Origin of the sequence: Thiomicrorhabdus sediminis, assembly GCF_005885815.1 — a bacterium.
Classification (GTDB): Bacteria; Pseudomonadota; Gammaproteobacteria; order Thiomicrospirales; family Thiomicrospiraceae; genus Thiomicrorhabdus; species Thiomicrorhabdus sediminis.
The window spans coordinates 456906-470312 of the sequence record NZ_CP040602.1; the positions used below are offsets into that span (position 1 = coordinate 456906).

Sequence of the window (13407 nt, forward strand, 5' to 3'; positions counted from 1 at the left end):
CTATGGCAATTAAATGTGGAATTGTCGGTTTACCCAATGTTGGTAAATCAACCTTATTTAATGCACTGACCAATGCGGGAATTGAATCTGCAAACTACCCGTTCTGTACAATTGAGCCTAATGTTGGTGTCGTTCCGGTTCCTGATGCACGTGAACATGCCTTGGCCGAAATCGTTAATCCTGAACGAGTGTTGTCTGCGACAGTCGATTTTATGGATATCGCCGGTCTGGTTGAAGGCGCTTCTAAAGGTGAAGGTCTAGGTAATAAATTTCTGCAAAATATTCGTGAAACCGATGCCATTGTGCAGGTTGTTCGTTGTTTTGAAAATGACGATATTGTTCACGTTGCCGGTAAAGTTGATCCGATTTCGGATATTGAAATCATCAATATGGAACTGGTATTGGCAGATGCTGAGTCCTTGGAAAAGAATGCTCTGAAACAGCAAAAGCTGGGTAAAAGCGGTAATAAAGAAGCACAAGCCCGTCAAGCACTGTATGAGCGTGTTTTGAACGAAATTCAAGACGGTAAGTTGATCCGTTTGGTTGATATGACCGATGACGAAAAATTGATGTTGCGTGATTTACAGCTCTTAACCATCAAACCAATGATGTATATCGCCAATGTTAATGAAGACGGTTTTGAAAATAATCCTCTGCTTGATAAAGTCAGAGAATTGGCGACGCAGCAGGGGGCGATAGTTGTACCTGTATGCGCGGCGATCGAATCGGAAATCGCCGAACTGGACGATGAAGACAAAGCCGACTTCCTAGAAGAGATGGGCCAAGAAGAACCTGGTCTAAACCGAGTGATTCGTGCCGCCTACGATCTTTTGGGATTACAGACATACTTTACCGCCGGAGTAAAGGAAGTCCGTGCCTGGACCGTTAAAAAAGGTGCCACAGCGCCACAAGCGGCCGGTGTTATCCATACCGACTTCGAAAAGGGCTTTATTCGTGCCGAAGTTACCGCCTATGATGACTTTATCGCCTGTAAAGGGGATGCAGGAGCGAAAGCGGCAGGTAAGCAGCGTTTGGAAGGTAAAGAATATATCGTTCAAGACGGGGATGTCATGCATTTCCGCTTCAACGTCTAGAATTTGCTGGTTTTGAGCTTTTAGCTTCGCATTACTGTGTCATGTAATGGTCACTTACTATTCGTAAGCTCACATTACATTCCTTGTGCTGCTTTGTTAAAAGGCTCAAACTCAAGCAAATTTAATTTTTTGATGCAGCACTATTCGGCGTTGTTAAATGGATACCTGCAATTTGCAGACTTACATTTAACTGCCTTGCCTAGCACTCCATCAGAGCGCTATAAGTTCTAAATTTAATTTTTCTATTTTTTGAATTCTTAGCTTTGTAATACAGTGTCATGTAATGGTCACTTACTATTCGTAAGCTCACATTACATTCCTTGTGCTGCTTTGTTAAAAGGCTCAAACTCAAGCAAATTTAATTTTTTGATGCAGCACTATTCAACGTTGTTAAGTGGACACCTGCAATTTGCAGGCTTACAGTCAGCGGCCTTACCTAGCACTCTATCGGAACGCTAGAAATTCTAAATTTATTAGGGTTTATAGTAAGACGATTCAAAAGTCTTGATTACCTAAAAAATCCCAAAAAATATGTCTTGTTTCGGTTGACATATTTCCCTAGCGTTCTATAATACGCGCACATTTTGGCTACATAGCTCAGCTGGTTAGAGCACATCACTCATAATGATGGGGTCCCAAGTTCGAATCTCGGTGTAGCCACCATATTCCTAAATCAACCCGCTTCGTGCGGGTTTTTTTATGTCTGAAATCAATGCGTTACCTATTGTCGCGTTATTTTTTAGTCTCAGCTGATTGCACCAAGACCCACTAAATTGCAAAATAGAAGGGGGTAAGTTAGGGGGTAAATCTGGAAAGATTGCCTTTTAAATAAAATGTTTACCCCACTTTTTCTGTTAATTTCACCTAAATTGGGTGTGTGGAGCAATATATGCCTTTGACTGATGTGGCGATTAGAAAAGCAAAGCCCAATGGGAAAGTTCAGAAGTTATCTGATGGTAATGGATTAAGGCTGGAGATTTCGAAAGCTGGTAGTAAGATTTTCAAATATCGATTTAAGTTGCACGGCGGTGATTCAGACTTTGTAATTGGAGAGTATCCTCTCGTTAGTTTGGTTGAAGCAAGAAGATTGAGAGATGAGGCTAGAGTATTAGTTAAACAAGGTATTAATCCTACTGATTTTAGAAAACAGAAGCGAGCTGAAAAGAATGCTGAACTAGCGGAGCAGGTTGCTTCATCAGAGCTGATGACATTTCGACAGCTATATGAAGAATTTTCAGAGTTTAAAACGACTTCTTTTGGTGATCGAGCCCCCGATTGGCAGCTAGATACTTTACATAAGCATAATCTACGATTTGAAAAGCATGTATTTCCAAGTCTGGGAGATAAACCAGTAGTTCATATCTCCGAGGATGATTTAGAAGATTGTTTACTGGCTATTCAAGAGCATGGAACCTTATCAAACCGAAATAAAATAAAGACAGTATTCAATATGCTGTTTAAGTATGCCAAAGGGAAAAGGTATATAAAGCGTGACACAGCTAAATATATCTCAGATGCTTTGTTCGTAAAGCATGAGGCTAAACACTATAAGCATGTTACGACACGTTCCGAACTAGAGGTTGTATTGCAAAAACTTGACGGATTGAAGGCAACATATGAGGTTCAGCAGTGTTTACGATTAGCATTGTTACTATTTACTAGGCCTGGTGAAACTGCGAAATTGAAGTGGTCAGAAGTTGATTTGGAAAGTAGGCAAATTATAAAAGAACCTACGGTTATGAAAATGAAGCGTGGATTTGTTATCCCTTTGAGTAGACAGGCTCTATCGATTTTAGAAGATCTAATGCCATTAACTTCTCATACTGACTATGTGTTTTATTCACCTTATGGTACTGGGAGATCAATTAGTACAGAGTCGTTAGGGAATGCCTTGAGAAGAAATGGTGTCGATGAAATTAACCCTCATGGATTCCGACATACAGCTAGTACGGCACTGAATGAAATGGGCTTTGATGCGGAAGAAATAGAATTGCAGCTAAGTCATATTATCAAGGGAACTCGTGGTGTTTATAACAAGGCAGAGAAATTAGTTCAACGTCACAAGTTGATGCAAGCTTGGGCTGATTATTTGGAAAGGTTGGTTGGCACTCAGGGTGATTAAATTGCTTTCGATCGAATCGGGGCGAGCCCATATGGTTTTCAGGTGTTAAAATAATTCCAACGAGACCTAATACATTTATTAATTAGAACCTAGTTTTATATGAAATCCGATAAAGTCAAACAGAACAAATACAAACTAATCGACCTTTTTGCTGGGGCTGGAGGATTAACTCTAGGCTTTACTGATGGGCGGTTTTCAGGGGAGTTTGAATGCATTTTTGGTGTGGATAATGACCCGGCAGCAGTGCTTACTCATAATGAAAATTTTGGGGACCACAGCATCTGTACAAATATTGAAGATTGGTTGGATTCGGAGCCAAATATTCCAAGAGCTGATATTGTTGTCGGAGGCCCGCCATGTCAAGGCTTTAGCTTGCTGAATAAAAACCGAGAAGGAGATCAAAGGCGCGCACTATGGGAGCCTTTCATGGATGTCGTGGAACTTTCAGGAGCATCTGCTTTTGTAATTGAAAATGTGCAAGGTTTGCTTAAGTCTCCAGAGTTCAGTGATATTGAGAAAAAAGCAATTGAGTTAGGGTTTCTTGTTAAGGCTAAGGTTCTCAATTCCGCTGACTATGGTGTTCCCCAAACACGTAAACGAACTATCATAATTGGTTGTAAGCCTGCTAACGTTGAATCTATTTTAGATTTTCCCCCTAGCAAAACGCATTCGGCAACTCCTGAGTCGGATGGTCTATTGCCATGGAAAACGGTATATGATGCAATTTCTGACTTACCTGACCCAGAGGGGACTTCTATAAGAAGGTGTGACCCTCCCTTGGATATTCACTTTGGTAGAAGCCCGACTGCAATTAGTTTAGAGCGATATAAAGCTGTACCTCCAGGAGGGAATAGGTTTGATCTGCAAAAAAATGCGCCTCATATAACACCTCAATGCTGGATTAAAAAGAAAAGTGGCGGGACGGATCTTTTTGGCAGGTTGTGGTGGGATCGACCTTCGGTGACAATTCGGACAGAGTTTTTTAAACCTGAGAAGGGGCGTTATCTTCATCCAGATAAGAACCGGCCTATTACCCATCGAGAGGCTGCTAGGTTGATGGGGTTTCCTGATGACTTCAAGTTTATGGGGTCTAAGATTCAAATTGCGCGTCAAATTGGAAATGCAGTACCTCCTCCCCTTGGAGGGGCAATTGCCAGTTATATGGCTGATTTATTGTCAAAGCATAAAAAGAAAGCAGCTTAATTTCAGTAAAGGTTTTTTTAGTGGCAAGACGTTCACAACAGTCAAATCCAGAGCAGCTTAGAATTCAACTGATTACTCTTCTAGAGAATTTTGAATCAGAGCTGAAAAATGAAGATCTTCGGTCCCAAGTGATTGAGTTGGTGCCAGCCTATCGTCTTTTATATGATCTAGGAAGTTCACTTGTAACTGAAAATATACCTGCTGCTAGGGATAGAATAATCTACTATTTAAAAAAGTATCCGCTCACTATTATCAATGGTGAAGAAATAATGGTTGTCGCTGGTATAAGCGAGTGGGCACGACGCGTTCGAGAACTTCGTGTTCAACTTGGCTGGAGTATTATCACAGGTGTGAGTGCACTGGAAATGGCGAATGAGGGTGATTTAGAGATTGAAGGGCTGGATGTTTCAACTATGAAGCCTGATCAATATATGCTGATTAATACTGAGCAAGACAGGGAAGCCGCTCATAGATGGAATGTTGCCAATGGCATTAGAAAAGAAAAAAATATTTCTGTGCAAGAAAAACTTTTAAAGTTTTTACGTGAGAATGTAGGGAGGCCTGTAACAGGAGAAGAATTACGTTATGTTGCAGGTGATAAGTCAGAGTGGGCTAGAAGGGTCAGGGAGCTACGAACTGAACAAGGATGGCCAATAATAACAAAACAAACTGGAATGCCTGAATTGCCTGTTGGGACATACTTTCTGGAACTTGATAGGCAAGCACCTGTTCATGATCGGAAAATACCGGATTCAGTAAGAGGGAAAGTTTTACGTAGAGATGAGTTTACGTGCAAAAGCTGCGGCTGGAAGATTGATGATTACAATCGGGCAGACCCAAGAATTTTAGAGCTTCATCATAAAGTGCATCATGCAGCTGGAGGGGAAAATACAGAGGAAAACCTTATAACTTTGTGCAATATCTGTCATGACAAGCTGCATGCCGAAGAAAATCGTAAGAAAAATGGCCGATAACCTTACCCTGGAACAACGAAAGTTATGTATGTTTCGTGTTAAAAGCAAGGATACAAAGCCTGAGTTGAAGTTAAGAAAAGCTCTTTGGAGAAAGGGGTTTAGATATAGGTTGAATTACAACCTTCCAGGAAAGCCAGACTTGGTATTTGTCAAAGCTAAATAGCTATTTTTGTAGACGGATGCTTTTGGCATGGGTGCCCTATTCATGGTTTCATTCCAAAGAGTAATCGTGAGTTTTGGAATAAAAAAATCAAGAAGAATATTGAAAGAGATGCCGATGTTACCAATAAGTTGCAAAAGTCAGGTTGGGTAGTGCTGCGTTTTTGGACTCATGAGTTAAAGGGAAGCTTTGATTCTGTCCTCCTAAGAATTGAGAATGCAATGCAGTATTCTATTCAAAGTCGCAGTTAGATATGATTTATAAAAATCATATCTAAGTAAAAAAATCCCTTCGTCTGGTAAGGCCTGAATTTACTAGCCACTTTTTTGATTCTCAAAATACTGCTTTTCAAACTGCACCGGTGAGATACGGTCATGATAAGTGTGTCGCCGTTTAGGATTGTAAAACATCTCAATGTAATGAAACACTTCTTGTTTCGCTTCGGCTAAAGATTTGAACACTCTCCGTTGTATTTTTTCTTTCTTCAAATTACTGAAAAAGCTTTCAGCCACAGCATTGTCCCAACAATTCCCTCGACGACTCATACTCGCTTCGATATTAAGTGTTTCGAGTAGTTTTTGGCTATTACGAGACGTGTATTGCGATCCCTGATCTGAATGCGGGTTGACGGTCCTTTGCGGTTTTCTGCGAGAATACGCCATCGTGATAGCAGCAAGCGTTAAATCTTCGGTCATAAGATGACTCATTGACCAACCGATGATTTTTGGTGAAAACAAGTCCATTACAACCGCTAAGAATAAGAAGCCTTCTTGAGTTTTGATATAAGTGATATCTCTCACCCACCAATGATTCGGTTGCTGTACTTCAAACTCACGATTTAACCGATTCTCTGCAAGATGATGTACGGTTCCACCGTACATACCTTTTGGCTTGTTATAACCGCGATTAGCCTTAATGCCTGCTGATTGCATTAATCGCAGTACTCGGTCACGACCACAATTATATTTTAGCTTCGACCAGGTCTAAGTGAATGTTACGGTAACCGTAATAACAACCGCTTTCTAGCCAAAATTGCTTGATGGCCGTAAGTAGCCTTTTATCGTCCTTATCACGCTGACTTAACGGCTCTTTGAGCCATTGATAATAGCCGCTTGGGTGTACCGATAAAGCTGAACACAAAATTCGAACAGGGTAGTTCTGCTGACGAGTTTTTATGAAGGCGTATCGTTCTTTGACTCGTTGGCAAAGAACCGCGCGGCCTCCTTTAATATGTCACGCTCCTGTTCTGCACGCTTTAATTGCTTTTTAAGTCGGGCAATCTCAGTTTGCATATCATCTTGTTCTTGGCGTTTTTTAGGTGGCTGAGAAAAAGTTTTTAGCCAGTAATAAAGTGTTTTAGTTGAGATGCCGAGTCGTTCCGCCACTTCGGCAACTGGATAATTATGGTGGGTAACTTGATTAACTGCTTCTTGCTTAAACTCTTCTGAATAACGAATGCCTTTGGCCATGATTTTTCCTTTCTATGATTAACGTAAGTTTTACCATAAAAAGTGTCTAGTGTTTTCAGGCCTTACCAGTCCTTAGATAAAGTTTTAATCGCCATAGTTACTTTTGATAAAGCATTTGAGCTGCAACGCGATATCTACCCAATACTTTGAAAATAAAGGCTCAGGTTTTTCATTACGCGGATGGATGGGGGCAATTCACTGTAAAAAAGTGTATTGACTAAAATGGCTTATGATATGGTTTAAAGCGCTTATGTTATTTTTTTCGCTGCTGAGTGTGAGCGCATGAAGCAAAAGCATTTACCAAAGATTGCAGCCTAGATTAATTATCGCTCAGGTGGTTAAAAAGATCCTTTTTACGCACTGAAATAAGGTATGCTGAAAATGTGTAAATACTGCAAGGAAGCGGTTTGTTATGTTTGATTGGCTTGAGCGTAATAAAAAAAAGCTATGCTTTATAACCTCTGTTTGTTTCTTCATCGCTCCGAGCTTTGTCAAAGCCAATGCGCCCATACTTGTTTTTCACTCCTACCACTCTGAATACCCTTGGACCAAAGAGCAAATGAGGGGCTTTACCGACGAGTTTAACAGTCAAAACGAATTGTTTCCCAAGTATTCCGTTGAGGAGCTGGATTCCAAGCGAGTCGAGTTAAGCGAGTCTTATGAAGCGATTTATCAAGAGTACGTGAAAAAGAAGTACGCCAATTATCAGCCAAAACTGATTTATGCGACCGATGATAATGCCTTGCACTTTGTCATTCACGACGTTCGTCCTCTTTTCCCTGACGTACCGGTTGTTTTTTCTGGTATCAATGACAAAGCGACTGTCAGCCGGTTATCGGATGACTATTTAACAGGGGTGTTTGAGGAGAAAGACATTGTCGCCAACCTGGAACTGATTCAGCAACTCTTTCCAGCAGAAAATCAGGTACTGGTTCTGGGGGATGACAGTAATACGGCGCGCAAAACAATTGAGAGTCTGCAAGCACAGGTGGCCGAAAACGACAAGTTGCCAAAGCTTAAAATTCAGCTAAACCATTATTTTGACGATGCTTTAGCTGGAGTGGATGCTTTTTCCGGAAAGGTCATCGTCTTAACCAGTATCGGCGCATATAAATCCTCGGATGGAAGTCTGGTTCCGATTAAAGAAGTCATTGATCAACTTCAGGCGAATAAAGCGTTATTCATCTTTAGTCTGGAAGACAGCTATATTCACGGTGGTGTTCTGGGCGGCTATGTCAATCGAGGGTATTTGCAGGGGCGTTTTGCCGCCAAGACGGCTTTGCAGATGACGTCCTTAGTCAAGCCCGAGCATACCGAAGCTCAGGTAACCAATCAGTGGGTTTTCGATAGCCAAGCTTTGCGAGACCGTCAGATATTGTTGCCGGAAAGGATCTCGCAAAACGCGGTTTACTTAAATGTTGAGCCAAGTTTTTTCCAGCGTAATGAAGCGCTGGCCAAGGTGTTTTTGACCGTTTTATCACTCTTGATTTTATTCGTCAGTATCGTGTTTATCTTCTATTTGGTGAAAAGCAAAAAAACGATGCTTGCCAACCAAAATTTATTAACCCAAATTTCGAAAAGACTGAATCTTGCCCAACGTATTACCGCTACAGGTAATTGGGAGTGGGATATCAGTGAAAATAAACTTTGGTGGTCCGACCAGACCTACCGCTTATTTGGTTTGCAGGTCGGTGAGATGGAACCGACACCTGAGCGTTTTCTCTCCTATGTGTTTAGTGACGATGTTGAAAAACTTGAAAAAGCCATTGAAGAATCCTTAAACAGCAAATCGGACTACAAAGTCGTTCACCGCATCGTCAGGAAAGATGGTCAAATCCGTGTTGTTGAAGAGTCTGGCTGGCTTGAATTCGATGAAAACAGAATGCCGATAAAGATGAATGGCGCCGTTCGGGATATCACCGAGCAGCATGAAGCGGAGTTAAAGCTGCAAATGCAGGCTAATATCATCGATGCAGTTCAGGATTCTGTCATGGTACATGACTTTGCCGGACATTTTATTTATCTGAACAAAGCGGCATGGCAAACCAGAGGTTATAGTCAAAAAGAGATGATGGCATTGAGTGTTGCGGACATCGATGCGCCGATGGAAGGCTACGATTTTGCCGAAAATGCCAGAAAGGCCATTGATAGCATCAGATCGCAAGGGGCGGTGCGTTTTCAAGTGGAACATTTGCGAAAAGACGGCAGCCATTTTCCAGTGGAGGTATTCGCCACCTTGTTGAAGGTGGACGAACAGGAATATGTGTTGAGTTCAGTTAGGGATGTGACAGAACGCGTTAAGACCCAGCAAGCCCTTGAGGCATCCGAGAAAAAGTATATAAACCTGATTGAAAACGCCATGGTCGGTGTTTATGAAGCAAGCCTTTCCGGTGCCGTGCTTTATGTCAATTCGGAATTGGCCAAGATGCTTGGCTATGAGTCTGCAGATGCATTGATTGGTTCTTCTGCCTTGTCACGTTATGAAGATGTCTCACAAAGAACGTTTGTGGTCGACAGTATCAAGAAAAACGGCTCCATCAGCAATTTCCAGGTAAATCTTCTCGATAAAAACGGCAAGGTGTTGCCTGTGTTGTTAAGTGCCTCGCTTGAGGGCGAAGTGATGTCGGGTACCATTATTAATTTATGTGAAATTTTAGAGTCTCGTAAAAAACTTGAAATGTTCCTGCAAATTATGGAGCAAGTAGACGATTCCGTTATTGTGACCGACAAGGACGGAATCATTAACTATGTCAATCCCGCGTTTACTCGACATACCGGATATACTTCTAAAGAAGTTTTGGGTAAGCGCCCTGGAGCCGTTAAATCAGGCGTTCATGACCATGAATTTTATAGCGATCTATGGGAGTGTATTTCTTCTGGTGAGGTGTTTAATGCCGTGTTCACCAATAAACACAAGGATGGACACATTTTCTACGAAAAGAAAACCATAACGCCTTTGATGGATGAATCAGAAGAGATTGTCGGTTATGTCTCCACTGGTAAAGATGTGACACAAGAAACCTTGTTCAATAAAGAGTTACAAGACTTGGCTTCTTTGGACAAGTTGACCGGGCTTTTCAACCGCCATAAGTTCGAAGAGTTGTATCTACTCGAAGAAGCACGCGCCAAAAGAGATTATCAGGCGTTGTCGTTAATTATTGTCGATATTGATTTCTTTAAGCGCATCAATGATGAATTTGGCCATAATGCCGGCGATACAGTGCTGGTTGAAGTGGCTCAATTACTAAAAAACAATACTCGAAGTATGGATATATTGGCGCGATGGGGTGGAGAAGAGTTTCTTATCTTGTGTCCAGGAACCGACTTAAAGAACGCTTGCAGTTTGGCTGAAAAACTTAGAAAAGAAGTCGAGCAGCACGTTTTTGCTGAAGTAAACCATATCACTGTGAGTCTCGGTGTGAGCGATTATGAAGCCAACGCGTCGTTTAGCGCCTTTTTTAAGAAAGCGGATGACAGACTTTATTTGGCAAAACATCATGGCAGAAATCAAATTTGCTTTAAGGATGTTTAGTTTAATGAGATGATTTCTGCATCTCTCAGATAGGGTTTTCTGAAAATATTTGATACTTGATCGAGGCTAATAATGAAGCTCTGCTCATCAAGTTTTCGTCCAGCTTTAATGAAATTGCCAGGCGCTGTGCTATATTGTTTGGTGTTCAGTATTTAATTGAAGTAATCGCTCATATGTTCAGATTCATCTATATCCTATCTCTTGTCGTGACCATGCTGTCATGCAATATCGCGTTAGCGCAATCGCCAACGCCCGTCAAAGTGCAAATAAACTGGAACCACCAGTTCCAATTTGCTGGATTTTATGCCGCTATTCAGCAGGGGTACTACCGTGAAGCGGGTCTTGATGTTGAAGTCGTTAAATGGCGTGGAGGAATGAATGTTGTCGAGGAGGTGCTGAGTGGGCGAGCGCAATTTGGCGTAGGTTATAGCACGCTGCTTGCCGACTATGTTCGTGGGCAGCCTATAAAGCTGGTGATGTCTGGTTTTCAGTATTCACCAATGGTGTTATTAAGTCATGAGCCGATTGATTCTTTAGAGCAACTTTCCGGCAAGCGAATCATGCATGACTATAACCTGCAGATTGCCAGTGTACTGGAAAGAGCCAGTACTCTGGTCAATGAGCCGGTCGTTACGATTCCGTCGTCGGGAAACTTGGAAGACTTTATCAAGCATAGGGTAGATCTTTATAGTGCTTATACGACAAATGAGCCATACCGATTAAACAAGCTCGGGGTTCCTTTTTATGTTCTGGATCCGAAAAGCTTTGGTATTCAGAGTTATGGAGATTTTGTATTCACTTCAGCAAAATTGGCGAAAAACGAACCTGCGATGGTTGAGAAGTTCAAACAGGCAACTATCCAAGGGTGGCAATATGCCATTAACCACCAAGCGGAAGTGGTCGATTATATTTTGCATCATTATCCCGTGGTCAAAGATAGAGAGTCTCTTTTGGCTGAGGCGAAAAGTACTGCCGCCTATATTAAAAGTGGTAATCTGCCAATCGGCAGTTTATATAAGGAAAAATTGCTCAGTACCGCCTTAGAAGCCAAAAATGCCGGCTTGATTTCAGAGCAGGAGCTGGCCGAATTTGATACAGAGCACTTTCTTTTGAGTAAAAACAGCCTGTTGTTTACTAAGCAAGAGTTGGAGTATATCGCCAATAATCCTGTTATTAAAATCGCCAACGATATTGAATGGGAACCTTTTGAGTATGTTGATGAGCATGGCGATTATAAAGGAATTGCGGCAGATTTCTTAGATGTGATCGCCCAGCGATCAGGCCTGCAGGTTGAATATGTTAAAGATAAAACCTGGGCTCAGGTTGTCGATATGGCCAAGCAGGGAGATTTGGACGTTTATTCATGCGCGGTAAGTACACCTGAACGGCAAAAATATATGGAGTTCACCGAGCCTTATTTACAGTTTCCAATGGTCATCGCTTCGAATGACGAGGTCGGTTTTGTCAATAACTACAATATGTTGTCAGGGCATAAAGTCGCGGTGGTAAAAGGCTACTGGTCTGATGAATATTTGAGCATTCGTTACCCGGAAGTGGAACTGGTTCGATTCGATACCATCAGGCAGGCCTTGAATGCTTTGAATAATGGCGAGGTCAATTTCTACTCCGGTAATTTGGCGAGTATTATTTTTGCGGTAAGGAAGTACGGCTTGGCAAATATCAGAATTGCCGGGCAGCCGGGAGAAACATTCAACTTATCCATAGGTGTGAATAAATCTAAACTGGTTTTATTGGGCATTATGGAGAAAGCTTTGGCCTCGATTTCCGAGTCGGAACGTCAAGCAATCTATAACCGCTGGTTAGGACTTAAAGTCATCAATCAAGTCGATTACAGTAATTTAATGACCATTGTCGTTCCTTTGTTGTTATTGATTCTCCTGCTTGTAGGTGTTGTGGTTTTATTAGGGTATTTGCGTAATAAAAAGCAAGAGTATTTGATGAAGGTGTATGAGTTGTCCTATGCAACGCTTATCAGCCCGGATGACTTTCAAATAAAATGGTTAAGCCAGAGTTTTAGAGAGTTGTCTGGTTTTAACAAAAATATCAAAGATGACACTTACTATCTGTATGACTTAGAACGAATCGATTTGGATGACTTGGCCGATATTCGTAAGCAACTTATGGACGGGAACACGGTAACCCGAGAGCTGGTTGCCCGTGACTTGAGCGGCAAATCCTATACGGCTTTGGCAAATTTCTCAGCGGAAACCAATTTTCGCAACCATATCACGGCCATTTTGGTCACCCGTCAGGATATTACCGATAAAAAGAAAATTCATGCCTTGGCTATTACCGATGAATTGACAGGTTTATTTAACCGACGACATTTCAACGAGGTGCTTGAGCAAGAGGTTAAACGGAGCCAGCAAGAGAACCTGAATCTATGTGTAGCCATGGTGGATGTCGATTATTTCAAACAAGTAAATGATACCTACGGTCACCTTAAAGGCGATGAGGTCTTGGCCAAAATCGCCAAGTTACTGAGCCTGAATTTCAGTAGGAGCAATGACTATGTGTTCCGTATCGGTGGTGAAGAGTTCTTTATTTTGTCGCTGGATTGTAATACCAAACGATTCAAAGAATATGCCGGACATATGGTCAGTGCGGTTGAAGTGCTAGGAATCCCTAATTGCAATAGTGAGCATAGAGTGGTGACAATCTCGATGGGCATTAAATGCTATGCAGAAGGTGAGATACCAAGCGCGAGCGAGATTTATTCGAGTGCCGATAAACTGCTCTATGAGGCTAAGGTAAAGGGGCGTAACCAAGCCTGTATTACTGATTAGGGCTTTTTTCGTTCATTGATCGACTATTAAATCTCTAAAGCCAAAA

At 41.7% G+C, this 13407-nt stretch carries 8 protein-coding genes, 1 tRNA gene and 1 pseudogene; 9 read left to right on the forward strand and 1 reads right to left on the reverse strand.

Going from position 1 to position 13407, the window contains the following annotated elements:
* The first annotated feature begins 2 nt into the window (after positions 1–2).
* The 7 genes from ychF to FE785_RS11010 all read left to right on the forward strand — a co-directional run bounded on the left by ychF (position 3) and on the right by FE785_RS11010 (position 5804).
* A complete protein-coding gene (ychF, locus tag FE785_RS02070) occupies positions 3–1094 on the forward strand; it encodes a redox-regulated ATPase YchF (RefSeq protein WP_138563932.1) in 1092 nt (363 codons plus the stop codon).
* Between the two features lie 586 nt (positions 1095–1680).
* Positions 1681–1757 (forward strand) — tRNA-Met (locus FE785_RS02075).
* 226 nt (positions 1758–1983) lie between these two features.
* Positions 1984–3216 (forward strand): tyrosine-type recombinase/integrase, encoded by a 1233-nt coding sequence (locus FE785_RS02080; protein WP_138563934.1) that lies wholly within the window; start codon positions 1984–1986, stop codon positions 3214–3216.
* 99 nt (positions 3217–3315) lie between these two features.
* Complete coding sequence (locus FE785_RS02085; protein ID WP_138563936.1) at positions 3316–4419, forward strand: DNA cytosine methyltransferase; 1104 nt, start codon at positions 3316–3318, stop codon at positions 4417–4419.
* A gap of 20 nt (positions 4420–4439) precedes the next feature.
* Positions 4440–5393, forward strand: a complete 954-nt coding sequence (locus FE785_RS02090) for an HNH endonuclease (protein WP_138563938.1) — start codon at positions 4440–4442, stop codon at positions 5391–5393.
* Positions 5394–5421: 28 nt separating this feature from the next.
* On the forward strand, positions 5422–5556 hold the full coding sequence (locus FE785_RS11005) for a hypothetical protein (protein ID WP_202978313.1): 135 nt from the start codon (positions 5422–5424) through the stop codon (positions 5554–5556).
* A 98-nt stretch (positions 5557–5654) separates the two neighbouring features.
* Complete coding sequence (locus FE785_RS11010) at positions 5655–5804, forward strand: DUF559 domain-containing protein (protein WP_476756198.1); 150 nt, start codon at positions 5655–5657, stop codon at positions 5802–5804.
* A gap of 63 nt (positions 5805–5867) precedes the next feature.
* Here the strand turns inward: FE785_RS11010 and FE785_RS02100 are convergent.
* Positions 5868–7022 (reverse strand): annotated as a pseudogene (locus FE785_RS02100) (IS3 family transposase).
* Between the two features lie 412 nt (positions 7023–7434).
* Between FE785_RS02100 and FE785_RS02105 the strand changes: the two are divergent.
* On the forward strand, positions 7435–10554 hold the full coding sequence (locus FE785_RS02105; protein ID WP_138563940.1) for a PAS domain S-box protein: 3120 nt from the start codon (positions 7435–7437) through the stop codon (positions 10552–10554).
* Between the two features lie 173 nt (positions 10555–10727).
* Entirely contained in the window at positions 10728–13361 is a 2634-nt protein-coding gene (locus FE785_RS02110; protein ID WP_138563942.1) for a diguanylate cyclase, read from the forward strand.
* The last annotated feature ends 46 nt before the right edge of the window (positions 13362–13407 follow it).